This window comes from Pseudomonas sp. 8(2025), from assembly GCF_052665325.1.
The window spans coordinates 339,845-364,711 of record NZ_JBQOIE010000003.1 but is presented as its reverse complement, the minus strand read 5'-3'; the positions used below and the strand labels follow the sequence as shown (position 1 = coordinate 364,711).

At 64.6% G+C, this 24,867-nt stretch carries 26 protein-coding genes and 1 pseudogene; 17 read left to right on the top strand and 10 right to left on the bottom strand.

What is annotated here, in order from left to right; genetic code table 11:
• Window positions 1–10: 10 nt before the first annotated feature.
• Window positions 11–805 (bottom strand): IclR family transcriptional regulator, encoded by a 795-nt coding sequence (locus ACUXVH_RS08495; RefSeq protein WP_065364609.1) that lies wholly within the window; start codon window positions 803–805, stop codon window positions 11–13.
• A 167-nt stretch (window positions 806–972) separates the two neighbouring features.
• Between ACUXVH_RS08495 and hmgA the strand changes: the two genes are divergently transcribed.
• From hmgA to ACUXVH_RS08475, 4 genes are all read left to right on the top strand, one after another.
• Entirely contained in the window at window positions 973–2,277 is a 1,305-nt protein-coding gene (gene hmgA, locus ACUXVH_RS08490; RefSeq protein WP_011059321.1) for a homogentisate 1,2-dioxygenase, read from the top strand.
• 3 nt (window positions 2,278–2,280) lie between these two features.
• Window positions 2,281–3,585: a fumarylacetoacetase gene (fahA, locus tag ACUXVH_RS08485; RefSeq protein ID WP_065364608.1), complete on the top strand. Its 1,305-nt coding sequence runs from the start codon at window positions 2,281–2,283 to the stop codon at window positions 3,583–3,585.
• Window positions 3,586–3,597: 12 nt separating this feature from the next.
• Window positions 3,598–4,236, top strand: coding sequence for a maleylacetoacetate isomerase (gene maiA, locus ACUXVH_RS08480; RefSeq protein WP_015634196.1), 639 nt, complete (start codon window positions 3,598–3,600; stop codon window positions 4,234–4,236).
• Window positions 4,237–4,374: 138 nt separating this feature from the next.
• The gene (locus ACUXVH_RS08475) at window positions 4,375–5,742 is read left to right on the top strand and encodes an MFS transporter (RefSeq protein ID WP_065364607.1); all 1,368 of its coding nucleotides are present in this window, start codon (window positions 4,375–4,377) and stop codon (window positions 5,740–5,742) included.
• A 13-nt stretch (window positions 5,743–5,755) separates the two neighbouring features.
• Here ACUXVH_RS08475 and ACUXVH_RS08470 read toward each other — a convergent pair whose 3' ends face one another.
• Complete coding sequence (locus ACUXVH_RS08470; RefSeq protein WP_015634198.1) at window positions 5,756–6,223, bottom strand: GNAT family N-acetyltransferase; 468 nt, start codon at window positions 6,221–6,223, stop codon at window positions 5,756–5,758.
• A gap of 229 nt (window positions 6,224–6,452) precedes the next feature.
• A complete protein-coding gene (locus ACUXVH_RS08465; RefSeq protein WP_011059326.1) occupies window positions 6,453–7,256 on the bottom strand; it encodes a SirB1 family protein in 804 nt (267 codons plus the stop codon).
• Window positions 7,257–7,438: 182 nt separating this feature from the next.
• Between ACUXVH_RS08465 and ACUXVH_RS08460 the strand changes: the two genes are divergently transcribed.
• The 3 genes from ACUXVH_RS08460 (at window position 7,439) to ACUXVH_RS08450 (ending at window position 9,256) form a co-directional block, all read left to right on the top strand.
• Window positions 7,439–8,458, top strand: coding sequence for a Leu/Phe/Val dehydrogenase (locus ACUXVH_RS08460; RefSeq protein ID WP_011059327.1), 1,020 nt, complete (start codon window positions 7,439–7,441; stop codon window positions 8,456–8,458).
• A gap of 79 nt (window positions 8,459–8,537) precedes the next feature.
• On the top strand, window positions 8,538–8,792 hold the full coding sequence (locus tag ACUXVH_RS08455; protein ID WP_065364606.1) for a hypothetical protein: 255 nt from the start codon (window positions 8,538–8,540) through the stop codon (window positions 8,790–8,792).
• A gap of 11 nt (window positions 8,793–8,803) precedes the next feature.
• The gene (locus ACUXVH_RS08450; protein ID WP_065364605.1) at window positions 8,804–9,256 is read left to right on the top strand and encodes a hypothetical protein; all 453 of its coding nucleotides are present in this window, start codon (window positions 8,804–8,806) and stop codon (window positions 9,254–9,256) included.
• Between the two features lie 135 nt (window positions 9,257–9,391).
• Here ACUXVH_RS08450 and ACUXVH_RS08445 read toward each other — a convergent pair.
• Window positions 9,392–9,646 (bottom strand): annotated as a pseudogene (locus ACUXVH_RS08445) (YebG family protein); the annotation flags it as partial.
• A gap of 266 nt (window positions 9,647–9,912) precedes the next feature.
• Between ACUXVH_RS08445 and ACUXVH_RS08440 the strand changes: the two are divergent.
• Window positions 9,913–10,413, top strand: a complete 501-nt coding sequence (locus ACUXVH_RS08440) for a phosphate-starvation-inducible protein PsiE (protein WP_011059330.1) — start codon at window positions 9,913–9,915, stop codon at window positions 10,411–10,413.
• On the opposite strand, the gene ACUXVH_RS08435 is transcribed toward ACUXVH_RS08440, so the two are convergent.
• The 3 genes from ACUXVH_RS08435 to ACUXVH_RS08425 all read right to left on the bottom strand — a co-directional run bounded on the left by ACUXVH_RS08435 (window position 10,410) and on the right by ACUXVH_RS08425 (window position 13,681).
• The gene (locus tag ACUXVH_RS08435; RefSeq protein WP_011059331.1) at window positions 10,410–10,727 is read right to left on the bottom strand and encodes a DUF3509 domain-containing protein; all 318 of its coding nucleotides are present in this window, start codon (window positions 10,725–10,727) and stop codon (window positions 10,410–10,412) included. The two genes, ACUXVH_RS08440 and ACUXVH_RS08435, sit on opposite strands and share 4 nt — an antisense overlap.
• Before the next feature lie 218 nt (window positions 10,728–10,945).
• Complete coding sequence (locus tag ACUXVH_RS08430) at window positions 10,946–12,241, bottom strand: serine/threonine transporter (RefSeq protein WP_065364604.1); 1,296 nt, start codon at window positions 12,239–12,241, stop codon at window positions 10,946–10,948.
• A 63-nt stretch (window positions 12,242–12,304) separates the two neighbouring features.
• Window positions 12,305–13,681 (bottom strand): L-serine ammonia-lyase, encoded by a 1,377-nt coding sequence (locus tag ACUXVH_RS08425; protein WP_065364603.1) that lies wholly within the window; start codon window positions 13,679–13,681, stop codon window positions 12,305–12,307.
• 135 nt (window positions 13,682–13,816) lie between these two features.
• Here ACUXVH_RS08425 and ACUXVH_RS08420 point away from each other — a divergent pair, with 135 nt between their 5' ends.
• Both ACUXVH_RS08420 and ACUXVH_RS08415 read left to right on the top strand, forming a co-directional pair.
• A complete protein-coding gene (locus ACUXVH_RS08420) occupies window positions 13,817–14,764 on the top strand; it encodes a LysR substrate-binding domain-containing protein (protein WP_011059334.1) in 948 nt (315 codons plus the stop codon).
• A gap of 213 nt (window positions 14,765–14,977) precedes the next feature.
• Window positions 14,978–15,385 (top strand): HPF/RaiA family ribosome-associated protein, encoded by a 408-nt coding sequence (locus ACUXVH_RS08415; RefSeq protein WP_011059335.1) that lies wholly within the window; start codon window positions 14,978–14,980, stop codon window positions 15,383–15,385.
• A gap of 72 nt (window positions 15,386–15,457) precedes the next feature.
• Here the strand turns inward: ACUXVH_RS08415 and fecA are convergent, their stop codons facing one another.
• The 3 genes from fecA to ACUXVH_RS08400 form a co-directional block, all read right to left on the bottom strand.
• A complete protein-coding gene (gene fecA, locus ACUXVH_RS08410; RefSeq protein ID WP_445494525.1) occupies window positions 15,458–17,818 on the bottom strand; it encodes a TonB-dependent Fe(3+) dicitrate receptor FecA in 2,361 nt (786 codons plus the stop codon).
• Between the two features lie 202 nt (window positions 17,819–18,020).
• Complete coding sequence (locus ACUXVH_RS08405; RefSeq protein ID WP_053156423.1) at window positions 18,021–18,986, bottom strand: FecR domain-containing protein; 966 nt, start codon at window positions 18,984–18,986, stop codon at window positions 18,021–18,023.
• Between the two features lie 8 nt (window positions 18,987–18,994).
• Complete coding sequence (locus ACUXVH_RS08400) at window positions 18,995–19,483, bottom strand: sigma-70 family RNA polymerase sigma factor (protein ID WP_019093370.1); 489 nt, start codon at window positions 19,481–19,483, stop codon at window positions 18,995–18,997.
• A gap of 219 nt (window positions 19,484–19,702) precedes the next feature.
• Between ACUXVH_RS08400 and ACUXVH_RS08395 the strand changes: the two genes are divergently transcribed.
• From ACUXVH_RS08395 to ACUXVH_RS08365, 7 genes are all read left to right on the top strand, one after another.
• Window positions 19,703–20,008 (top strand): DUF3649 domain-containing protein, encoded by a 306-nt coding sequence (locus ACUXVH_RS08395; protein WP_053149073.1) that lies wholly within the window; start codon window positions 19,703–19,705, stop codon window positions 20,006–20,008.
• Window positions 20,005–21,588 carry a PepSY-associated TM helix domain-containing protein gene (locus ACUXVH_RS08390; protein WP_065364601.1) on the top strand — a complete coding sequence of 528 codons (1,584 nt, stop codon included), beginning with the start codon at window positions 20,005–20,007 and terminating at the stop codon, window positions 21,586–21,588. Before ACUXVH_RS08395 ends, ACUXVH_RS08390 begins: the two co-directional genes overlap by 4 nt.
• Window positions 21,589–21,915, top strand: coding sequence for a DUF3325 domain-containing protein (locus ACUXVH_RS08385; RefSeq protein WP_047283981.1), 327 nt, complete (start codon window positions 21,589–21,591; stop codon window positions 21,913–21,915).
• Between the two features lie 11 nt (window positions 21,916–21,926).
• The gene (locus tag ACUXVH_RS08380) at window positions 21,927–22,505 is read left to right on the top strand and encodes an RNA polymerase sigma factor (RefSeq protein ID WP_011059342.1); all 579 of its coding nucleotides are present in this window, start codon (window positions 21,927–21,929) and stop codon (window positions 22,503–22,505) included.
• Window positions 22,502–23,491: a FecR family protein gene (locus ACUXVH_RS08375; RefSeq protein WP_065364600.1), complete on the top strand. Its 990-nt coding sequence runs from the start codon at window positions 22,502–22,504 to the stop codon at window positions 23,489–23,491. Before ACUXVH_RS08380 ends, ACUXVH_RS08375 begins: the two co-directional genes overlap by 4 nt.
• A 168-nt stretch (window positions 23,492–23,659) precedes the next feature.
• Window positions 23,660–24,067: an ExbD/TolR family protein gene (locus tag ACUXVH_RS08370; RefSeq protein WP_011059344.1), complete on the top strand. Its 408-nt coding sequence runs from the start codon at window positions 23,660–23,662 to the stop codon at window positions 24,065–24,067.
• A 4-nt stretch (window positions 24,068–24,071) separates the two neighbouring features.
• The gene (locus ACUXVH_RS08365; protein ID WP_011059345.1) at window positions 24,072–24,839 is read left to right on the top strand and encodes an energy transducer TonB family protein; all 768 of its coding nucleotides are present in this window, start codon (window positions 24,072–24,074) and stop codon (window positions 24,837–24,839) included.
• The last annotated feature ends 28 nt before the right edge of the window (window positions 24,840–24,867 follow it).

The following is a 24,867-nucleotide window of genomic DNA, read 5'->3' as shown; positions in this document are numbered from 1 at the left end:
GCGCTAGCGGTTATTGCGGCTGATAACCCATGCGCCAGCTCACTGCAGAGCTGGCCGCCAGCAGACGTTGGGCTGCGGGCCCATGTTCATCGGCGTGGAACAGCGATGTCGGCCCTACCACGGTCAGCACCGCGGCGATCTTGCCGGTGGCATCGAACACCGGCGCCGACAGGGCATCGACACCGGGCATCAGCAAACCGTGGACATGGTGCAGCCCGCGCTGGCGAATCTGCTCGGCCAGGGCATCGTGCACCTGCTTGTCGGCCAGGGCGTGGGGGCTGCCGGCTGCCAGTTCCTGCTGGCGCAGGTCGAGGGTTTCGCGCTGTGGCAGGTAGGCGTTGAACACCAGCCCGGTGGATGAACTGAGCAGTGGCAGCACCGAGCCCAGTTGAGTGACCACGGTCACCGCCCGCACCGCCGGTTCGATATGCACCACCGTCGCGCCCTGGTTGCCCCACACCGCGAGGAAGCAGGTTTCGTTCAATTCGTCCCGCAGTTCCGCCAGGGGCAGGGTCGCGACTTTCAGTACGTCCATGCTGCCCAGGGCGGCCAGGCCTACCCGCAGGGCTTCGCGGCCCAGGCCGTAGTGATTGGTGGCGCTGTTCTGTTCGGCAAAGCCGCTGGCAATCAAGGCCTGCAGGTAGCGATGCACCTTGCTTGCCGGCATCTGCACATGTTCGGCCAGGCGCGAAAGGGAAGTGGCCGGCGACAGTTCGGCCAGGGCCTTGAGGATGTCGGTACCGACCTCGGCCGAGCGGACTTTCTGTTTACCGGTGCTGTCGCTGATGCTGCGCGGCTTTTCCATGGAGGCATTGGGGTCCCGTGACAAGTGGCGGTCTTTATAGCTTGACGCTCCTGGGCAATCAAATTACGTTATGCGTAATTGGATTACGATAAAAATAACCCAGGCGTGCCGATAGCTCTTGTGAGGGAGTGGTGGGCCCCTGCCTATTCCAACTTCCAGGAGGCTCCATGAACCTCGATTCTTCGGCGTCGGCCCTCAGCTACCAATCGGGCTTCGGCAACGAATTTGCCAGCGAGGCCCTGCCAGGGGCGCTGCCCGTCGGCCAGAACTCCCCGCAAAAAGCCCCTTATGGCCTGTACGCTGAACTGTTTTCCGGCACCGCCTTCACCATGACCCGCAGCGAAGCCCGGCGTACCTGGATGTACCGCATCCAGCCCTCGGCCAAGCACCCGGCTTTCGCCAAGCTTGCGCGCCAGCTGGCAGGCGGCCCCCTGGGTGAGGTCACCCCCAACCGCCTGCGCTGGAGCCCCCTGCAGATTCCAAGCGAGCCCACCGATTTCATCGACGGCCTGGTGGCGATGGTGGCCAACTCGGCTGCGCAGAAGCCGGCGGGTATCAGCGTCTATCACTATCGTGCCAACCGCTCGATGGAGCGGGTGTTCTTCAATGCCGATGGCGAGCTGCTGCTGGTGCCGGAGCTGGGCCGCCTGCGCATCGTCACCGAACTGGGCATGCTGGACCTGGAGCCATTGGAAATCGCCGTGTTGCCTCGCGGGCTGAAATTCCGCATCGAACTGCTGGACCCGCAAGCCCGCGGCTACGTCGCCGAGAACCACGGCGCGCCGCTGCGCCTGCCGGACCTTGGGCCGATTGGCAGCAACGGCCTGGCCAACCCTCGGGACTTCCTGGCCCCCGTGGCTCATTACGAAGACCTGCGCCAGCCCACCACGCTCGTCCAGAAGTACCTCGGCGAGCTCTGGGGCTGCGAGCTCGACCACTCGCCACTGAACGTGGTGGCCTGGCACGGCAACAACGTGCCGTACAAATACGACCTGCGTCGTTTCAACACCATTGGCACCGTCAGCTTCGACCACCCGGATCCGTCGATCTTCACCGTATTGACCTCGCCCACCAGCGTGCCGGGCCTGGCCAACCTGGACTTCGTGATCTTCCCGCCACGCTGGATGGTGGCCGAGAACACCTTCCGTCCACCGTGGTTCCACCGCAACCTGATGAACGAGTTCATGGGCCTGATCCAGGGTGCCTACGATGCCAAGGCCGAAGGCTTCCTGCCCGGCGGCGCGTCGCTGCACAGTTGCATGAGCGCCCACGGCCCGGACGGCGAAACCTGCACCAAGGCGATCAACGCCCAGTTGCAGCCGGCCAAGATCGACAACACCATGGCCTTCATGTTCGAGACCAGCCAGGTGCTGCGCCCGAGCCAGTTCGCCCTGGAGTGCCCAGAGCTGCAGAACGACTACGATGCTTGCTGGGCCTCGCTGCCCGTCACCTTCAACCCGAATCGGAGATAACCCATGACCTTGCCCACCATCACCCGTAGCTGGGTCGAGTCCGCCAACGGTCACCCCGACTTCCCGTTGCAGAACCTGCCCCTGGGCGTCTTCAGCACCCAGGGCTCGGCGCCCCGCAGCGGGGTCGCCATTGGCGAACAGATTTTCGACCTGGAAGCGGCGCTGGATGCCGGGCTGTTCGAAGGCCAGGCCCAGGCTGCGGTGCAGGCGGCCCGTGGCGGCCAGCTGAATGCGTTCTTCGAACTCGGCCGACCGGCCCGGGTCGCCTTGCGCGAACGCCTGCTGGAACTGCTCGGCGAAGGCAGCAGCCTGCGCGGCAAGATCGAGGCCCAGGGGGCGAAACTGCTGCCCCTGGCCGCGGACTGCCAGATGCACCTGCCGGCCAAGATCAACGATTACACCGACTTCTATGTGGGCATCGAACACGCGCAGAACGTCGGCAAGCTGTTCCGCCCCGACAACCCGCTGCTGCCCAACTACAAGTACGTGCCGATCGGCTACCACGGTCGCGCCTCCACTATCCGTACTTCCGGTGCCGACGTGCGCCGGCCCAAGGGCCAGACCCTACCGGCCGGGCAGTCCGAACCGACCTTCGGCCCCTGTGCGCGCCTGGACTACGAATTGGAGCTGGGCATCTGGATCGGCCAGGGCAACGAGATGGGCGAGCCCATCGCCATTGGCGACGCCGCCGAACACATTGCCGGGTTCTGCCTGCTCAATGACTGGTCGGCGCGGGATATCCAGGCCTGGGAATACCAGCCGCTGGGCCCGTTCCTGTCGAAAAGCTTCATCACCAGTATTTCGCCCTGGGTGGTGACCGCCGAGGCCCTGGAGCCGTTCCGCCAGGCCCAGGCCCCGCGCCCTGAAGGCGACCCGCAACCGCTGCCGTACCTGCTGGACAAGCGCGACCAGGCCGGCGGTGGCTTCGACATCGAACTGGAAGTGCTGCTGACCACCCGCACCATGCGCGAGCAGGGCCTGCCGGCACACCGCCTGACCCTGAGCAACACCCGGTACATGTACTGGACCGTGGCGCAGATGGTTGCGCACCACAGCGTCAACGGCTGCCAGTTGCAGGCCGGCGACCTGTTCGGTTCGGGCACCTTGTCCGGCCCAGAGAGCGGCCAGTTCGGCAGCCTGCTGGAGATCACCGAAGGCGGCAAGAAACCCATCGAACTGGCGTCCGGCGAGGTGCGCAAGTTCCTCGAGGACGGCGATGAAATCATCCTGCGCGGGCGTTGCAGCCGTGAGGGTTTCGCCTCCATCGGCTTCGGCGAATGCCGTGGCACGGTCCAGCCGGCACGTTAAGGGAGAGCCCCCATGCAGCTCTATACCTACTACCGCTCCACTGCGTCCTACCGGGTGCGCATCGCTCTGGCCCTCAAGGGCCTGGAGTTCCAGGCCATACCGGTCAATCTGCTGGTGCCCAAGGGCGGTGCGAATCGCCAGCCGGAGTACCTGGAGATCAACCCGCAGGGCCGGGTGCCGGCCCTGCGGACCGATGAAGGCGACCTGCTGATCCAGTCGCTGGCAATCATCGAGTACCTGGAGGAGCGTTATCCACAGGTGCCGCTGCTGTCCACGGACCTGGTCAGCCGCGCCCGGGAACGGGCGGTTGCCGCGATCATCGGCTGCGACATTCATCCGCTGCACAACTCCAGCACCCAGAACCTGCTACGGGAATGGGGTCATGAGGAAGCGCAACTGCTGGTGTGGATCGACCACTGGATCAGCCAGGGGCTGGCGGCCCTGGAGCAACTGATCGGCGACCAGGGCTTCTGTTTTGGCGATGAGCCGGGGCTGGCCGATGTGTTCCTGATTCCCCAGCTGTATGCGGCCGAGCGTTTCAAGGTGTCCCTGGACGCTTATCCGCGGATCCTCCGGGTCGCGGCCCTGGCCGCCGAGCACCCGGCGTTCCAGGCCGCGCACCCGGCCAACCAGCCGGATACGCCAGCCTGAACCCGCACGCTGCCCGGTATCCGGGGCAGCGTGGCATCCGCATCACCCAGGCCCCGCAACGGGGCCTGAGCGGTCACCGCCTGTGACCTGCGCGACACTGCTGCCCATAACCATAAAAAACCGAACAGGTACCTTGCGATGCAAAATCAGATTGCCAGCTTTCGTGCTGCGCTCGACGCCCGCCCGGTGTCCCGCTACCAGTGGTTGCTCTTGTTGCTTCTCGCCTTGCTGCTGGTCACTGATGGCTACGACGCCCAGGTGCTGGGCTATGTGGTGCCGGCCCTGGCCCAGGACTGGGGGCTGGAGAAGGCCGCCTTCGGCCCGGTGTTCAGCGCCAACCTGCTGGGCCTGACCCTGGGGTCCCTGGCGGTGACGCCCCTGGCCGACCGTTTTGGCGTGCGCCGGATCCTGCTCTGTTGCGTGCTGATCTACGCCAGCCTGACGGTGCTGATGGTGTTCGCCAATTCCCTTGAAAGCCTGATGGCCGCCCGTTTTATCTGTGGCATCGGCATGGGCGGGGCGATGCCCAGCGCGATGGCGCTGATGTCCGAATATTCGCCGCCGCGCCTGCGCACCCTGATGGTGACCCTGGCCGCCTGCGGTTTCTCCTTTGGCGGCGCGGCGGGTGGTTTCGTTGCCGCCGGCTTCATCGATCGCTTTGGCTGGGAAGCGGTGTTCCTCGCCGGCGGCATCACGCCGCTGCTGCTGTTTCCTTTCCTGCTCTGGCGCCTGCCCGAATCGCTGCCGCGCCTGCTGCGGGACGCGCCGCCCTATGCGCGGCTGCGCAAGGTCACCGCACAGATGCTCCCGGACTGGCAACCGCCGGCCGCAGTGCTCAACAGCGGTGAGCAGGTGGACAGCAAGCTCACGGTGCTGGAGCTGTTCCGCCACGGCTATGCACGGCCGACCTTGCTGATCTGGGCGACCTTTTTCGTCAGCCTGATCCTGCTGTATTTCATGATCAGCTGGTTGCCGACGCTGCTGCTGGAGAGTGGCCTGGCCCTGAAGCAGGCCAACCTGGTGACTTCGATGTTCCTCTTCGCCGGCACCCTCGGCGCGATCTGCATGGCCTGGTTCGCCGACCGCCTGAAACGCAAGGTGCGCCTGCTGGCCGCGGTGCTCAGCGCCGCCGCACTGTGCACCGTGCTACTGGGGTTGAACCACGACAACCCGCGCTACCTGGTGGTGTTCGTGTTTGCCGCGGGCTTCTGCATCATCGGTGGCCAGTTGACCCTGAATGCCTTCGCCAGCAACTTCTACCCGGCCCAGGTGCGCGCCACCGGCACCGGCTGGGCTTTGGGCGTGGGGCGTTTCGGTTCGATCCTCGGTCCGCTGTTCGGCAGCATGCTGCTGGCGATGCATATTCCTGTGCAGCAGATTTTCTTCTTCTGCGCGATTCCGGCCCTGCTTGCGGCGTTGTTGATCATCCAGGTGCGTTCGCCCCTGGCGTCGGCCTCGGGTGAGGCGGGGCCGGCCGCGCAACGGCAGGCGCCGCTCAAGTCCTGAGGGGCAGGGGGGTTCAGCGTGCCAGGTGCTTGATCATCGGCACGCAGGCCAGGGTCAGGCCCCGGGGCGACTGGTACTGGGCGATGCGCTCACCGACGAAGCCGCAGCGGCGATAGAAGTCGGCGGCGTTGAGGGTCGAATCCAGGATCAGGTGGGGCAACTCGGCTTCCAGCGCCCGTTCTTCGAGGTACTCCATCATCTTGCGGCCGATGCCGCGTCCCATGTAGGCCGGGTCGACGAACACCGCGTCGACCTGCCCGGTCTCCAGGTCGAGCATGCCGCTGGCGGTCACCTGATTGTCGATGACCGCGACATGGCCGGTGTTTTCCACCACTTCGATGAAGTAGTCGCTCAGTTCGCCAGCCGTCCAGACCTGGAGGTCCGCTTCGGGGTAGTGGCCGGCGCACTGCTGGTTGATGGCCTGGTTGCGAATGTCGAAGACCCGTTGTGCGTCGGCGCCGTGGGCTTTTCTGATGAGCATGCTGTGTCCGTTCCCTGGGGTTAGCCGCCCATCCTGCCAGAGCCCGGGCGCTGCTGTCATGCGGCCCTGGCCTGGATCAGCAACAGCCCCCAGCCGTTGGCGTGGTGCCGGGGTGGCGCGGGTGGAAATCCTGGAGGAAGCGTTCGGCGCTGTTCATGCTTTTTCATCCTTGCAGCAGGCAGAAGGGCGGCGGGCCTTGTTGCACGGCAGGCGCGAAACAGCGGGGGATTCAGTGCACGATGGTGTTGGGCGGCAGGTGCCCCAGGCGTTCGGTCAGGCGCAGGCGCTGGATCGGGTCGTCGCTGAGCAGCAGGGCGTGCTCCAGGTCGAAGCGTTCGGCATTCGGGCATTCCAGGCGCTGGTAGAGGCTGGCCCGGGCCAGGTAGTCGGCGGCGCTGCCGTTGCCGATTTCCAGGACCCGTTCGGCATTGATCAGGGCCCCCAGGTGGTCGTCGTAGGACAGGTGCAACTGGCGCAGGTTGCGTGACAGGCGCTGGAACATCTGCAGCGGTTCGGCGCTGGCCAGGTGCTCGGCGCTGAGCTTGATATGGGCGCCGTACTGGCGTTGCAGCAGTTCCCGGCAATCGTTGGGGTACAGCCGGCGCCCGCCGCACGGGTCCAGCAGGTGGTCGGCACCGGGCACCCGCAGCAGGAAGTGCCCGGGAAAGTTCACCCCCGCCAGCGGCACCTGCAGCCGCTGCGCCAGTTCCAGAGCGATCAGGGCCAGGGCCAGGGGCTGGCCGCGCCGACGCTCCAGGACCTTGTCCATCAGCGCCGCCTGGGGCCGCAGGGGCAGGTGTTCGTCCTGTTGGAAACCCAGGTCGTTGAGCCGGCGCAACAGCGGTTGGCCAAGCTCGTTCGCCGGCAGCGTCGGCAGGCTGCTGCCCACTTGCTGCTGCAGTTGCTTGAACTCCTCCAGCAACAGGCCGGGCACCACCTGGGGATCATGCTCGGCGGCAATCCACAGGGCAGCTTCCAGCAGGGCGGGTGGCGAGCGGTGCAGACAGGCGAAAAAAGCTTGGCGCGGGTTCATCTCGATCTCCGACGGATGCCTCGTTTTAGCCTCGTGACGAAGCTTCGTCCAGTGTTGAAATGCGTGGTAGCAGGTTATTTCCCAAAGCCTGCAAAACCCCGGGGCTTATTCCTGCGCGGCGCAGCAAATTCCAGGCGCAAGCCTATACTGGCGTCTACAAGAAGTGATTCGGGAGCCCGTCGATGTTCGCTCTCATGCACAGCACCCGCCTTGAATCGCTGCACCTCAGCGTCGACCCTTGTACCGGGTTGAAGGCAGTGATCGCCATCCACGACAGCCGCCTGGGGCCCGCCCTGGGCGGCTGTCGTTACCTCGCCTACCCCGACGACAGCAGTGCCGTGACGGATGCCGCGCGCCTGGCCCAGGGCATGAGCTACAAGGCCGCCCTGGCCGGCCTGCCCCAGGGGGGCGGTACCGCCGTGATCATCCGCCCCGCCCATGTGGAAAGCCGCGCCGCCCTGTTCGAAGCCTTCGGCCGATGCGTCGAGCAACTGGACGGGCGCTACATCACCGCCATCGACAGCGGCACCTCGGTGGCCGACATGGACTGCATCGCCCAGCAGACCCGTTACGTCACCAGCACCAGTGCCGCGGGCGACCCGGCCCCCCATGCCGCCATGGGAGTGTTCGCCGGTATTCGCAGCACCGCCATGGCGCGCCTGGGCAGCGACAACCTGGAAGGCCTGCGGGTGGCGATCCAGGGGCTGGGCAATGTCGGCTATGCCCTGGCCGAGCAGTTGCACGCTGCCGGGGCGGAGTTGCTGGTCAGCGATATCGATGCCGGCAAGGTGCAACTGGCCATGGAGCAACTGGGCGCCCATCCCATCGCCAACGATTCTCTGCTCAGCACCCCTTGCGACATCCTCGCACCCTGCGGCCTGGGGGCGGTGCTCAACAGCCTCAGCGTGGCGCAACTGCGCTGCTCGGCGGTGGCGGGTTCGGCCAACAATCAACTGACCAACCTGCAGGTGGCCGATCAACTGGAGCGCCGCGGGATTCTCTATGCGCCGGACTACGTGATCAATTCCGGGGGGCTGATCTATGTGTCCCTCAAGCACCGCAACACGGAACTGCCGGTCATCACCGCCCACCTGTCGAAGATCAGCCAGCGGCTGACGGAGATCTTCGCCCACGCCCAGGCCGAAAAGCGCTCCCCGGCGCGAGTGGCCGATGAACTGGCGGAACGGGTGCTGTACCGCTAGGCATTCTTGCCTTAACCCTTGGCCAGGCTCTGTGTACCATCCGGCTGTGAAGTGCCCACTGACAAGGAATGTATCGACGATGCGTGAAGCGCTGGAGACCGGGCTGGGTGAGCAGTTGTCCTGCCTGTTGCGGGCGGGGGCGGACATTCAGGCGGTTCGTGATGTTCTTGTGGCATACCGGGACAAGGGCTTTTGCGCAGAGGCCGTATACAAGCATCTGTCATCACTCCGCCCTGGCGCATCAGAAGAGCTGGAGGACCGAATTCTGGAAGCCATGGATATCGCATCAGGTTTTTGTTCCGCAGGCTCCAGGGTCTGGGACGTCGCGCAATGACAGCGCCAGATATGGCCCCACCATTGACTGGCTGCTCCATCAGGCAACTGCAGTTGTACGCAGCGGCATGCCTGGCGGTTTACTGCGAACGAAAAGGCATTGCTCACCCGTCCATCGATGAGTTGATAAAGCACCTTGAGGGCTACCCGCCAAAGGGCGATCTACTGGCGTGGGAGAGAGCCGGGGCGCTGCTGGAACTCAATGGTCGCGGAGATGATTGGCCCCAGGAGCTTGTCGCCTTGATAGCGCCTGAAGAGGTCGAGGCGTTCTCCTGCATCGTTGACAGCGCAGTTGAGGTGGGAATGGTTGACCTGTATGGCGACTCGACTGATATGCCCCTGGCCTTCCTGGGCAAGATCACTTCCCTGCTCCATCGCAACGCTATCGAACTGCCTGATCCGCCAGGGGCGACAGCGCTTCAACCGGCCACCGCACAAGTGCCACTCTTGCCTTCGCAGGCATGAAAAAAGCCCTGTGCCAGGGGCACAGGGCTTATTCAATTCGCGTAAAGCCTATTTTGCGGCCTTGGCCGCTTTCGCCGGTTTGGCTGGCGCCTCGGCTTCAACAGGTTGCGGCTCTGCCACAGCCTCCACTACGGGAGCAGGGGCACTGAGCAACTCGGACAACGCGTCCGGCTGGCTCTTGAACGCCTTGGCGAACACATCGCGGTTCTTCGCCATGTAGATCCCGGCTTCTTCCACCTGCTGTTCGCTCAGCGACGGCACGGCTTTGTGCAACACTTCAGCGAGCAATTCAGCCAGTTCGAGCATTTTGTCATGACGGTCAGCTTCGGCTTTATCCATGAACAAGCGCTCCAGATCTCGGCTGCTGCGGTATACCACTTCGACGGCCATTCACCACCTCACATGCCTTCACGATAATGGGTCTGTATAAACACTGTATCTATATACAGGTCGAGAGAATAGGCGAAACCTTTTCCCTTGGATAGTGGCTTTTTAATGTAGACGCAATTTTTTTCCCGGGCCGATTGTTACCAGGCCGTGCCTCGTTGCCGGCGGCCACCATCTCATTGAAGGCTCCTGGCCTTTTTTCTGCATGCAGAACAACCGTCACGTCCAATCCGCATCATCCGGTCGAAACGACCTAAGGAAAAACCATCGTGAAAATCAATTGGGCCGAGAACCTGCGGCAGAACGTCCACCAGCTGGCCGAATCCCTGGGCAACCTGTTCGTCGAGTCGTTCCACTACCTGGCGCTGTTCGCCATCGGTGCGGTGACCGCCTGGGCGGCGGTGATGGAGTTCCTGCAGATGATCGAGGTGGGCCACATCAAGATCGATGACATCCTGCTGCTGTTCATCTACCTGGAATTGGGGGCGATGGTCGGCATCTACTTCAAGACCAACCACATGCCGGTGCGTTTCCTGATCTACGTGGCGATCACCGCGCTGACCCGGTTGCTGATCTCCAACGTCTCGCACCACAACCCGCCGGACCTGGGCATCATCTACCTGTGCGGCGGCATCCTGTTGCTGGCCTTCGCCATCCTGGTGGTGCGCTACGCCTCGTCGCAGTTCCCTTCGGTGAAGATCGAGCATCCGCAGCGCAAGATCGGCGCGGGCTCCGGCGAACACCCGGAAGTGGAGAAGGGCGAGCTCTAGAACCTCAGGGCCGGCGGCGCGAGCTTCTGGCCGGTGGGCGGCGGCAGGCCCAGGCTGTCGCCGTTGGTCATGGCTTCGAGAATGGCCACGGCACTGTGGCCCTGCTCGATGGCGATACCAAACTGAATGCTTTGCACCAGGCGCTTGATGCGCTGCGGATCATTGCGCTGGGCCGCGCTGATCATGCGCTTGGCCACCACCCGGCCACCTTCGGACAAGGTCAGCATGATGCTGCCGTCCAGGCCCTGGATGCTCAGGTTGACCTGGTATTGCGGGGTGAAGGTGTCGGTAATCAGTTGAAAAGGGTTGTCCATGATGCGTCACCGCCTGATTGGATCGTGCAGTCATTGACCGGCAGGGCGCGGAATTAGTTCGCGATTCCGGACCACTGGCCAGTCGTTCGCCGAGGGTGGCCAACGTCCGTATTCCTCCCCCGGGACAAAGCAAGGGGCATGCCGGGAAACGCGCCGGGCAATGAATACGGGGACAAAAAAGCGGACCACGAGGTCCGCTTTTTTTATCCCGGCCCGATTCAGGGCACGACCGAATAAATGATCGCAGACAGTGCGACCAGCCCGATCAGCACCACGAACAGGTTCGACAACTGGCCCGAATACTGGCGCAGTGAAGGCACCCGCCGGATCGCATACATCGGCATCAGGAACAGCAGGCAGGCGATTACCGGTCCGCCCATGGTCTCGATGATGCGCAGGATGCTCGGGTTGAAGGTGGCCACGGCCCAGCACGTGAGGATCATGAACAGCGCGGTGATCTTTTCCAGGCTGCTGGAGGACAGCGAGCGCCCCCGCAGGTTTTTCACGATCAGGCCCTGGAAGCCTTCGCTGGCGCCGATGTAGTGGCCCAGGAACGACTTGGTAATGGCCACCAGGGCGATCAGCGGGGCGGCATAGGCAATCACCGGGGTCTGGAAGTGGTTGGCCAGGTAGGACAGGATCGAGATGTTCTGCTCCTTGGCCGCTACCAGGTCCGCCGGCGACAGGGCCAGCACGCAACTGAAGCAGAAGAACATCACTGTCAGCACCATCATGCCGTGGGCCGTGGCCAGGATACCGCTGCTCTTGGCTTCGGCCTGCGGGCCGTAATGGCGCTTCTGATCCAGGGCGAAGGCCGAGATGATCGGCGAATGGTTGAAGGAAAACACCATCACCGGGATCGCCAGCCACAGGGTCTTGAAGAACAGCGGCAGGGGCATGCCTTCGCCGGCCGAGGCGAAGAACGCGCCGTTCCAGTTGGGGATCAGGCTCAGGGCCAGTAGCAGCAACGCAGCGACGAACGGGTAGACCAGCAGGCTCATGGCCCGCACGATCACGCCTTGGCCGCAGCGCACGATGGCCATCAGGCCGAGGATCAGCAGCAGCGATAGCAGCGCCCGCGGCGGTGGAGTCATGTGCAACTGGTGTTCCATGAAACTGCTCAGGGTGTTGGTCAGCGCCACGCTGTACACCAGCAGGATCGGGAAGATGGCAAAGAAGTAGAGCAGGGTGATGAGCTTGCCGGCGCCGACCCCGAAATGCTCCTCGACCACTTCGGTGATGTCTCCGGAGCGCCCGGAAAGAACGAAGCGGGTCAGGCCGCGGTGGGCGAAGAAGGTCATGGGGAAGGCCAGCAGCGCCAGCACGATCAGCGGCCAGAAGCCCCCAACCCCGGCGTTGATCGGCAGGAACAGGGTGCCGGCGCCGATGGCGGTGCCATACAGGCCGAGCATCCAGGTGGTGTCGTGCTTGCTCCAGCCCTGGCGGGCGCTGGTGGTGTCGCGGGGTGTGGCTACAGCAGGGGTTTGGGCTGCAGGTGTCGGTACATCGGTCATCGTTATCGCCTCGTTATTATTTTTGCTCGGGCTCACGTAGTGCGGACGGTCAGGGAAGGCTCCTCAGCATTCCACCCAGCTCACCGCCAGGCCGCCCCGTGAAGTCTCTTTGTATTTGTCATGCATGTCGGCGCCGGTATCGCGCATGGTGCGGATCACCCGGTCCAGGGAGATGAAGTGCTTGCCGTCGCCGCGCAGGGCCATCTGGGTGGCGTTGATCGCCTTCACCGCGGCAATCGCGTTGCGTTCGATGCAGGGCACCTGCACCAGCCCGCCTACGGGGTCGCAGGTCAGGCCGAGGTTGTGCTCCAGGCCGATTTCCGCGGCATTGCACAGTTGCTCCGGGGTCGCCCCGAGGATCTCCGCCAGCCCGGCGGCAGCCATGGCGCAGGCCGAGCCCACTTCGCCCTGGCAGCCGACTTCGGCGCCGGAGATGGAGGCGTTCTTCTTGCACAGGATGCCCACGGCGGCGGCACCGAGGAAAAAGTTGAGGATGTCGTCGTCACAGGCCTGCGGGTTGAACTTCATGTAGTAGTGCAGCACCGCCGGGATGATCCCCGCCGCGCCGTTGGTGGGCGCGGTGACCATGCGCCCGCCGGCGGCGTTTTCCTCGTTCACGGCCAGGGCATAGAGGTTGACCCACTCCATGGCCGAGAGGGTCGAGGTGATGACATTCGGCTTGCCGATTTCCAGCAGGCTGCGGTGCAGCTTGGCGGCGCGGCGGGGTACGTCGAGGCCGCCGGGCAGGATGCCTTCGTGGCGCAGGCCCTGTTCCACGCATTCGCGCATCACCGACCAGATGTGCAGCAGGCCGCTGCGGATCTCGGCGTCGCTGCGCCAGGCCCGTTCATTGGCCAGCATCAGTTCGCCGACCCGCAGCTTATGGGTCTTGCACAGGGCCAGCAGTTCAGCGGCACTGTTGAAGTCGTAGGGCAGTTGGACGCCGGTGGTGGTTTCGGCACCAGCCTCGACCTGGGTCGCTTCGATGATGAAGCCGCCACCCACCGAGTAGTAGGTCTGCTCCAGCAGCGTGCCCTGCTCGCCAAAGGCGGTCAGGGACATGGCGTTGGGGTGGTAGGGCAGGCTTTCGTCCAGCAGGAGTAGGTCCTGCTGCCAGTCAAAGGCAATGGGGCTGTGCCCGCCCAGCAGCAGTTGGCCGCTGTCGCGCAACTGCTGGATGCGCGGGTTGATGCTGGTGGGGTCGATGCTGTCTGGCCATTCACCCATCAGCCCCATGACACTGGCGCGGTCGGTGGCATGGCCGACGCCGGTGGCGGACAGCGAACCATAGAGACGGATCTGTACCCGCTGCACCTGGTCTTGCAGGCCCTGCTCGAACAGCGCCTGGGCGAAGGTCGCGGCGGCGCGCATCGGGCCCACGGTGTGGGAGCTGGAGGGGCCGATACCAACTTTGAAGAGATCGAAAACACTGATAGCCATGCTAAAGCCTTACAAGCAATGGAAGGTGGATCGCTGCCATTTTTTGTAGGCCAAGCGCAATGTCGGCGATACTGCCCGCCTCGGTCAGCACTGACCAACGAAACTTCCTAAGAGATCCTTTAGCAGGGCTAAACGATGAGCCGACAATTTCATGCCCAGACCTATGTCTGGCTGCATGTGTTTTCCTGTGCCGCGCGGCACCTGTCTTTCACCCGGTGTGCCGAAGAGCTGCACATCACCCCGGGGGCGGTCAGCCAGCAGATCCGCCAGTTGGAGGAGCGCCTGGGTTTTCGCCTGTTTCACCGGCGGCCCCGGGGGGTGGAACTGAGTGCCGAAGGCCAGCGGCTGGCGCTGACGGTGAGCGAGGCCTACGGCAGCATCGACGCGGAACTGCGGCGCCTGGATGCGGGGATGATCGGGGGGACCTTGCGCTTGCGCTCGATCCCGTCGTTTCTCGGCAAGTGGCTGACTCCGCGCCTGCCGCGCCTGCAGCAGCGTTATCCGGAGATCCAGCTGCGGCTGGTGGCCGAAGACAGCAGCGTGGCCCTGCACGAGGGCGACTTCGACCTGGCCATCGACCTGAACGACGGCAGCTACCCCGGCTTGCAGTCCACCGCGCTGCTGGACGAGCAGATCTTCCCGGTGTGCGCCCCGAGCCTGCTGCGTGGGCGCCCGCCGCTGCACGGTCCGGCGGACCTGGCGCACTTTGCGCTGTTGCACGACATCACCGCCTGGCGCGGCAGCTATGAATACGCCGAGTGGGAGTTCTACCTCAATGCCATCGGCTTCGAGGGCGCGGACGTGCGTCGTGGCCATACCTTCAATCGCAACCACCTGACCATCGAGGCGGCGATTGCCGGCATGGGCGTGGCGATTGCCCGGCGCACCCTGCTCAATGACGAACTGGAGCGTGGCACCCTGATCGTGCCTTTCGGCCTGGCGGTGCCCAACCACAAACGCTACGTGCTGCTCTATGCGCCGGGCGCCCTGAGCCATCCGGGCGTACGCGCGGTGCATGACTGGCTGGTGGAGGAAGCGGAGATCTTTCGCGGCTTGCACCCTCTGGGCGAGGGGCAGTTGTGAGCGGTTTTGACTGATGCGTGGGGCGGGCTAACTCCCGACCTTAACAGCGCCTTTGCGGTTTGTCCGGCTTTATTTGCGTATGAATATTTATCTTTTTTAAGGGGTTGAAATGTTCGTCGCCGTGCCTAATTGTGTAATCAAGAGGTCACGAAATGCAGGTTCATACGCATTGCCTTGACCCTCTTACGAGCAAGCTGAAATAAGGGAAGAACTATGCAAATCCAAGTCCATAGCGATAACCATATTCAAAGCAGCCTTCGGATGGAGGAGTGGGTGCGCAGCACCGTTGAAAGCACGCTCGAACGCTACGAAGAAGACCTGACCCGGGTAGTGGTCCACCTGCGGGACGAGAACGGCGGCAAGTCGGGTCCGGACGATATGCGCTGCCAGCTGGAAGCCCGTCCGAAAGGTCACCAACCGGTTTCCGTGACCCACAAGGCCGACACCCTGGAGCAGGCCCTCGACGGCGCCACCGTCAAGTTGGAAAGTGCCCTGGAGCACATGTTCGGCAAATTGCGCGGCAAACGTGCGGCAGCGGTGCCCACAGCCGATGGCAGCGAGGCAGATGCCCTGCTCGAAGAAGAATTCCTGGAGAACCAACAGGCCGCGCTCAATAGCTGACGGCCGAGTTTCACCCCCCCCAACCGGGCGGGCCTGCATTGCAGGCCCGTTTTGCTTTGTGGGGAAAATTAATCAGAACGCCACGGAGGTCTGCACATAGAGCGTGCGGGGCTCGCCTACGTACTTGCCCTTGTTGTTGTCGTCGAAGGAACGGGTGAAGTACTGGTGGTTGAAGATGTTCTTCACCCCCACCGCCACGTTCAGGTCCGACAGTTGCGGGCCGAAGTCATACCCGGCGCGGGTGCTGAACAGCATGTAGCCGGGGATGCGCCCGGTGCTGCCATCGGCGCTTTCGGCACGGGTGTTGGCATTGTCGGCAAACTGGCTGCTCTGGTAGCTGCTGTCGAGGTTGAGCTTCCACGGGCCTTCGGTGTAGCTCACCCCCAGGGTGCCCTTGTGCTTGGAAGAGAAGGGCACGCGGTTGCCCTTGTTCGGGCCGTCTTCACGAATGGTGGCATCGACATAGGCGTAGGTGGCGTAGACATCGAAGCCCGCCAGCGCCGGGGCCAGGCCATCCAGGGCGTAGCTGACGCTGCTCTCGATACCCTGGTGGCGAGTCTCGCCCCGGGCGATCACCGTGTCGTTGGTCTGGTTGCTGTCGTACTGGTTGTCGAAGTTGATCAGGAAAGCGCCGATCTCCGCCCGCAGGGTGCCGTCGTCATAGCGGGTGCCCAGTTCCCAGGTGCGGGCTTTCTCCGGCTTGACCTCGCCACTGGCCACGCGGTTGGGCATCTGGCTGTATTGCACGCTGCCGAAGGAGCCTTCGGTGTTGGCGTAGAGGTTCCAGCTCTCGTTGAGGTGATACATCACATTCAGCGCCGGCAGCGCGGTGTTGTAGTCGCCCTTGTATTTGACGTGGGTGAGGTTGTTGCTCTGCTGCGACTCGATCATCTCGTAGCGGATGCCCGGGGTCAGGGTCCACTTGCCGATATCGATCCGGTCGTCGACGAAGAAAGCGTGAGCCTCGGTGCCGCCACGAGTGTCCCGGTCGTTGCGACTGTTGGTGGTGGGCAGTTGCTGATTGGCGGTCAACGGCGTGCGATAGCGCAGTTCATGACCGGCTTCGTTGATGTAGCGGTAACCGACGCCCACTTCGTGGCTGCTGTCCCCCAGGTCGAAGCCTTGGGCGAAACGGGTTTCCAGGCCGCGTACCCAGTATTCGCGAGGCGACAGGGAGAGGAAGCTGCCCTGGTCCAGGTAACCGCTGCGCAGGGTCTTGGTGAAGAAGCTGTTGACGGTGAATTCGCGGCGGTCTTCCTGGTAGCGGTAGCCGACGTTGAACATCGTGCGCCGGCCCCAGAACTTGTCGTAGGGGCGGGTCGACTGGTACGGGTCAGCCTTGTAGTCCGCCACGTTCAGGCCGCCGGGCATGTCCGCCTCACCTTCGTAGTACTGGGCCATGGCATTGAAACTGTTGGCTTCATCGAGCTGGTACTTGCCCTTGAGGATCAGGTCGTCGATCTGCGTATCGCTGTGTTCGCGCCAGTCGCCGCCGCGGGTGCCGGAGTACAGCAGGGCGCCGCCCAGGCCGTTGTCGGCGGTGCCACCGGCCAGCAGGTTGCCGGTGGTCTTGAAACCGTCATGGCTGGAGGAGGGGCTGGTTTCGGTCTGGAAGCCGCCCTTGACCGTCGGCGCGTCGGGAATTGCCCGGGTCACGAAGTTGACGATGCCGCCGACGTTCTGCGGGCCATAGCGCACCGCGCCACCACCGCGCACCACGTCCACGGCATCCATGTTGCCCATGCTGATGGGGGCAAACGACAGTTGCGGCTGACCGTAGGGGGCGAAGGGTACCGGGATGCCGTCCATCAGCACCGTGGAGCGCGAGGCCAGGCGCGGATTGAGGCCGCGGATGCCGAAGTTCAGCGCCATGTCGTGGCTGCCGGTGCCGTTGTTGTCCGGTGCGTTGACCCCGGGAATCCGATTGAGCACGTCCCGCGCCTGGGTGGCGCCCTGGCGTTCGAACTCCTCGCGACGGATCACGTCCCGGGCCCCTGGGTGCTCGAACACATCGCTTTGCTGGGCATCGCCGAGCCAGTCGCCGACCACGCTGGAGGCGCCCAGGTGCAGCGGCTGCGCAGCGGCCTCGGGGTTGGCCGGTTGCAGGCTGAAGGCATTGTTGCCCTCGGCCCGGGCTTGCAGGCCGGTGCCTTGCAGCAGAACGTTCAGGCCTTCCTGCGGGCTGTACTGGCCTTGCAGGCCACGGCTTTGCACGCCACTGGTGACGTGTGAGCCGAAAGAGATCAGCACCCCGGCTTGCCGGCCGAACTGGTTCAGGGCGTTTTCCAGCGAGGTCGGGGCGATGTGATAACTCTGGGCCAGGGCCTCGGCGGCCTGGACCAGGGGCAGGCTGGCCAGGCTCAGGCTGGCCCCCAGGAGCAAGTGGCGCAGGGTACGGGCCAGAGGCGTGAGGCAGGTGGGTTGCTCGATCATGAAGGTGGGTCCTGAGAAGGGGGAATCAAGGTGGCTTTCCTTCTCTGTCACTTGAACCTGGGGAAACGGCTCATGGGCGGTGGTTTTTTTTCGGTGCCGGGGCGGGCGGCGATTGGTTTGCGGGGGCTTGGGTGCGGCCCGGGTCAAGGGCGCGTCCCCTGCGGAGCCGGTTGCAGCCCGCGGCAGCGGCGACAGAGTGCCGTCAGGCGCGGGCCTGGACGGTGACCCAATAGCGGGTGAAGCGACGTACCTTGACCGGCAGGCTGATCTCCAGCAGGTCGAGAATCCGCTCGCTGTCATCCAGGGGGTAGCTGCCGGAAATCAGCAGGTCCGCCACCTGCGCATCACAGTTGAGCTGGCCGCGGCGGTAGCGCCCCAGTTCGTCGAGAAAGTCCGCCAGGCGCATGTGCGCTGCCACCAGCATGCCTTCGCTCCAGGCGCCGCTGCCGGCATCCAGGGCCCGGGGAGCTTGCCAGCTGTTGCCGGTGAAATTCAGTTGCTGCCCGGCCGCCACCTGGGGCGGGGTTGTGGCGTAGTCCAGGGGCGTCACGCCGACGGTTCCGGAGAACACCGCCAGTTGGGTGTAGTCCTTGAATTGGCGCAGGTTCAGCCGCGCGCCTTGCGGGCTTACCTGCCCTTGTGCGGTCTGCACCCGCAGCGGCCGGGCATCCTGGGCACTGGTGAGCATGATCTCGCCCTCCAGCAGGCGGATCAGCCGTTGCTGGCCATCAAAGCGCACATCCACCGCGCTGCTGGTATTGAGCTGCAACTGGCTGCCGTCGCTCAGTTGCAGTTTGCGCCGCTGCCCCAGGGGGCTGCGGTAATCCGCCAGCAGTGGCGGCAGCGGGTTGTGTTCGCGCAGGCCCCAGGCGGCGGCCGAGCCGGCGCCGAGAATCAGCAGCAGCTTCAGTGCCTGGCGCCGGCTGGCGGATTTCGGCGCGTTCAGGGCGGCGTGGGCCAGGGGCGAAGACAGGCCACGCAGGCGCTGGTTGACGCGCTGGATATGCTCCCAGGCCCGCTGATGTTCGCTGTGGGCATCGTGCCATTGCTGCCAGGCCTGTTGCTGGCGCGCGCTCAAGGGCCCGCCCTGCATTTCGATCAGCCAGTGCACGGCCTGTTCGGCCACCTGGTTGCTGAAATCGGGCTGGCCATTGAGGTGTGGGTTCATCGAGGCACTCACAGGGCGAAGTAGCAGCGCATCGCCGCTTTGTTCAGGTGGCGTTTGACCGTGGCGATGGAGATATTCAGCTCCCGGGCGATTTCGCCGTAGGTCAGGCCGTCCAGCTGGCACAGCAGAAAGGCTCGCTTGACCGGCCGCGGCAGGCCGTCGAGCAGGCTGTCCAGATCCATCAGGGTTTGCAGGATGATGGCCCGCTCTTCCTCGGAGGGCGCCACCTGTTCAGGCATCTGCGCCAGGGTTTCCTGATAGGCCCGCTCCAGGTCCTGGCGCCGGTAGTGGTTGAACAGCACGCGCTTGGCGATGGTGGTGAGAAACGCCCGGGGCTCGATCAGGGCCGGTGTTTCCCGGGCGCTGAGTACCCGGATGAAGGTGTCCTGGGCCAGGTCTGCGGCGCTGTGGGGGCAGCCGAGCCGGCGCCGCAACCAGGTGTTCAACCAGCTGTGATGGGCCTGGTAGAGGCCTTCGACGGTAGCGGTGTGGGACAAGCCGGACGCTCCTGCACCGAGATGGCGCATAAGAGAACAAGAATTGTTCGCATTGTAGTGGGGCGACATGGCATTCGGCAATCAGGCCGGACCGACGGGTTTGCATCGGGTTCGTCGCTGCTTTTTGCATATGAGAATATTTATCATTAAACTTGCCCGCCTACTTCCCCCGGCCGCCTGTGTGCTGTGCCGGACCTCCCCTCGCGTCAAGGTCGAAACATGAAAAGCAAGGCTGGCGGTCTTTCCGCTTCCTATCGTCTGGCGGTGGCTTCGCGGGTATTCGCCGCGGTGCTGGGGGGCTATCTGCTGGCGGCGCTGGGCAGTGTCTGCCTGACCTTGCTGCTGCCCCTGCCCAGGGCCGATGCCGTGGTCAGCGGAATGATGACGTCCTTCCTGTTCTATCTGGTGGCAGTGCTCTGGTGCTTTGCCTGTCGCAGTGCCTGGCAGGCCTGGCTGGGCCTGTTGCTGCCGAGCCTGGTGCTGGCGCTGGTCGCCGGCAGCGCCTACTGGGTGGCCCTGCTATGAAGGAAGGATTTCGCCAGTCCATGGCCTGGCTGCACACCTGGAGCGGGCTGCTGTTCGGCTGGTTGCTGTTTGCGATCTTCCTCACCGGGACCCTGTCCTACTTCAAGGATGAGATCACCCACTGGATGCAGCCGGAGGCGCCGGCCCGGGTCCTGAACGCCGATGCCAGCCTGGGGCTGGCCCAACGCTACCTGGAACGCCATGCCCAGGGCGCGCAACGCTGGTTCATCGGCCTGCCCGATGCCCGCCAGCCGAGCCTGTCGGTGGGCTGGCAGGCGCCCGGCAAACCCGGCGAGCGCGGTGCCTTCACCGAGAAACTGCTGGACCCGGCCACCGGCAGCGAAGTGCATGTGCGCGACACCCGCGGCGGCGAGTTCTTCTACCGCTTCCACTTCCAGCTGCAGATGCCCTATCCCTGGGGCCGATGGCTGTCGACGATGGCAGCCATGGTGATGTTCGTGGCGCTGATCAGCGGCATCATCACCCACAAGAAAATCTTCAAGGACTTCTTCACCTTCCGCCCGCGCAAGGGCCAGCGCACCTGGCTCGACGGGCACAACGCGGTGGGCGTGCTGGTGCTGCCGTTTCACCTGATGATCACCTACAGCAGCCTGGTGATCTTCATGTACATGGTCATGCCGGCGAGCATCCTGGTGGCCTACAAAGGGGATTCCGATGCCTTCTTCGAGGACTTGCGGCCCGCTGCTGCCGCTGCCTCGGCCGCCGGGCAGAGTGCCCCGCTGGCCCCCCTCGAACCCATGCTGAAGCAGGCCCGGGAACGTTGGTCGGGCGGCCATGCGCAGCGCCTGGTAGTCAGTTACCCGGGGGACCTGAATGCCTCGGTGCAGGTGTTTCGCCATGAAGCCGACCGGGTGGCCCGGGATTTCGGCAGCCAAGTGGCGTTCAATGGCGTGACCGGCCAGCCGTTGCAGGCCTCTGCCGCGCAATCCCTGCCGCTGGCCATCGGCGGCAGCTTCTATGGCTTGCACATGGGTCGCTTCGCCGGGCCGGTGTTGCGCTGGCTGTACTTCCTCTGTGGGCTGGCCAGCACCGCGATGATCGGCACCGGGCTGGTGATCTGGCTGGGCAAGCGCCAGCTCAAGCATGCCAAGAGTGCCGCCCAGCCTTTCGAACTGCGCCTGGTGGAAGTGTTGAACATCGCCAGCATGGCCGGGCTGCTGCTGGCGGTGGCGGCGTTCTTCTGGGCCAACCGCCTGTTGCCCGCAGGCTTCGCCGAACGCGCCGACTGGGAGGTCAGCAGCTTCTTCTGGGCCTGGGGCCTGAGCCTGTTGCACGCCTGCGTCCGCTCTGGCCGTCGCGCCTGGGTTGAACAACTGGGCCTGGGCGCCTTGCTGTTCGCCGGGGTGCCGGTGCTCAGCGTGCTCACCAGCCCGAGCCTGATGGATGGTTTCATGGTCCGGGGCGACTGGGCCATGGCGAGCTTCGACCTGGCGTGCCTGGGCAGTGGCCTGTTCCTGGCCTGGGCGGCGCGCAAGCTGCAGCGCGCGGGGGCCGCCGCCACAGCCACGCCCCGGGTGCCCCGGCAACGCCCGCCGGCTCCTGAAACCGAGGTGAATTGAATGCTCCTGGTGCTGTTGCTCTGTTATGCCGGCTTTACCGGCCTGTGCCTGTCCCTGGACCGGCATCACGGCGAGCTGCTCGGGCACAAGCCTTCGGCCCTGCGCCGCCACGGCCTGCGTCTGGGCGGCTGGATGCTGCTGGGCCTGTCGCTGGCAGCAGCAGTGCAGGGCACCGGCTGGAGCCTGGGGCTGGTGCAGTGGTGCGCGGTGCTGATGTTCAGCGCCTTGCTGCTGGTGCTGCTGTTGCCCTATCGGCCGCGCCTAGTGCTGACGATGGCGGGGGCCAGCCTGCTGGCCAGCCCGGTCGCGGCCCTGGCCCACTTCTGAGCGGACCGACGATGATGAGCACCCTGCCACCGGAGCCTGCCGAGGGGGATCACCCTGATCCGCAGGGCAGCCGTGCGCATTTTCTCCAGGTGTTCCTCTCCCAGCGTTCGCAGATGGAGGCCCTGGTCAGCCGCCGGGTCGGTTGCCGGGCCACCGCCGCCGACCTGGTGCAGGACCTGTTCCTGCGCTTCTGGCGCCGGCCCTTGGTGCAGGTCGAGGAACTCAGCACCTACCTGCTGCGTTGCGCCGGCAATATCGCCATCGACCACCTGCGCAGCGAGGGCGCGCGAGTGCGGGTCAATGAAGGCTGGCTGCCAGAGCAGCAGGACAACCAGGGCAGCGAGCCCCAGGCGGCGCTGGAAGCCGGCAACGACCTGCGGCATGTCGAAGCGGCCCTGCGCAGCCTGCCGCAGCGCACCCGGCAGATCTTCCTGCTCAACCGCATCCACGGGCGCAAGTACGCCGAGATCGCCAAGGCCATGGGCTTGTCCCAAAGCGCCGTGGAAAAACATATGATGCGCGCCCTCGAAGCCTGCAAGGCCAGCCTGCGGGAAGCCCCGGGCACGCGCACGCCAAGGAATGCACCGTGAACCACCGCACGAGTATCTGCCCGACGCCCGCTCAGGAGCAGGCCGCGCTGGCCTGGCTGAGCCTGCTCCACGATCAGCCCAGCAGTGGCGACCAGGCCACCTTCAGCCAGTGGTTGCAGGCCGACCCCGCGCATATCGAGGCCTATGCCCAGGCCCAGGTGGTGTGGGAGCTGAGCGAGCAGCCGGCGCGCACCCTGGCCGATGAAGACGCCTTTGCCCTGCACGGCCTGCTGCGTTCCATGGATGCTGCCAGGGGCCGGGCCCGGCGGCGCTGGTCGGCGGGGCTGGCGCTGGCCGCCAGTGTATTGCTGGCGGTGGCCCTGGGCGCCGGCTGGCAGCCCGGGCGCTGGGTCGATGACCTGGGGGCCGACTACGTTTCCGCGCCGGGCCAGGTGCGCACCCTGATCCTGGCCGACCAGAGCCAGGTGACCCTGGATGCCGACAGCGCCATTGCCGTGGATTTCAGCCGCGGCGAGCGGCATGTGCAGCTGCGTCGCGGCGCCGGTTTCTTCAGCGTCAGCCACACCGGCGAGCCCTTTGTGGTGGACGCGCAAGAGGGGGAGGCGCGGGTGCTGGGCACCCAGTTCGAAGTGCGCCTGCAGCCGGGCGGGGCCCAGGTCACGGTGCTGTCCGGCCGGGTGGGGGTCACGCCGGTCAAGGGCGCGGCGCAGCAGGTGCTCGGCGCCGGGCAGCAAGTGGCCTACGGACATGGCGTTGCGGCCCCGCTGCACGCTGTCGACAGTGAGGCGCAACTGGCCTGGCGCCAGGGCTGGCTGAACTATTACCACGCGCCTCTGGCCGAGGTGGTGGACGACCTGCGGCGCTATTTCCCCGGGCGTATCCTGCTGCTCAACGATGAACTGGCGGCGCGGCGCATCAGTGGCAGTTTCTCCAGCAAGGACCCGCAGGCGGTCCTCGATTCACTGCAGGCGGTGCTCGGCTTCCAGCAGCATCGGGTGCTCGGGAGGTTCATCGTCCTGCGCTGAGAACCGCGTCCCAGAGCTCCCGAACATTCATCGTTATCACTCCGTTCTGTCACCAAACCGTTACATCAGACGGGGATGATCTGCGCATTCCTGAGCACATGGTCAGGATCGGCGAGGGTTGTGATTCAGCTCTCACAAGGGAGGGATGGCTGAAGCGGGAGCAAGACGATGCGCAGCTGGGATGTAGCTAAAAAGAAAAAAGCTCATATCGAGATCATTCCGATGATCGATGTGATGATGTTTCTGCTGGTGTTCTTCGTACTCATCAGCCTCAACGTGATCCCGGCCGTAGGGATCAAGACGCAGTTGCCGGTCGCCAGTACCGCGCAACAGTTGAAGCCGCAAAACAAGGCAGTGATTACCCTGGGCCTGCAAGAGCGCCTGCAACTCGATGGCCAGGACCTGGATGAAAGTGCATTGCTGGCGCAACTCAAAGTGTTGAACGACAGCAGTGAAAAGTTGGTGATCATTATCAACAGCGATCAGGGCGTGGAAGTTAAACGCCTGGTTTCGGTGATGGACTTGCTCAAGGGCAATGGCTTCTCTTCCGTCTCCATCGCTACACGCAAGTCCTGACGCCATGTTCAGTCTCTATAGAACTCGCAAGTTGCTTGCGTGCCTGCTGCCGGCTGGCCTGTTGCTGCTGGTGATCTATACCAGCCAGTTGCAGCAGTTGCAGATCAAGCCGGTGTATGACGAAAGCACCGTGGAAATCGCCCTGGTCGATGCCGCCGAACTGCTGGCGGCGGCCGAGCCACCACCGCCACCGCCTGAGCCGTTGCCCATCGAGCCCGAGCCGCCGCAGGTGGTGCCGGAGGAAGAACCGCTGGTGATCGAGCCGCCGAAACCCAAGCCGGTGGTCAAGCCCAAGCCGCCGGTGCCCAAGCCCATGGTGGCCAAGCCTGCGCCACCCAAGCCGGCCCCGGCCGTGGCCCAGAACGCCCCCACCGCGCCGCAGCCCGCAGTGGCCGCTGCGCCGAAACCGGTGGCCGCACCGGCTCCCGTACCTGCTCCGGCCACCGCGCCCGCGGCGCCCAGCAGTGCAATCAAGGAAAGTCTGTACACCGCCGCTTTGCGCAAGGAACTGGAAAAGCACAAGCAATACCCCAGCGGCCGCGAGGCCTCGCTGCAACGTCCCCAGGGCGATGTGGTGATCTGGCTGGAAGTCGATCGGGCCGGCAACGTGCTCGACAGTGGCATCGAAAACAAGGCGCCGAACATGTTGCTCAATCGCGCGGCGCAAACCAGTTTGCGCCGCGTGGAGAAAGTTTCGCCGTTTCCCTCGGACGCGTTCTCCGGCAAGAACAAGCAACGTTTTACCGCGACCTTTAGTTACAACGTGGAATAAACCCATCACCTATTAACGAAAGTTGTAA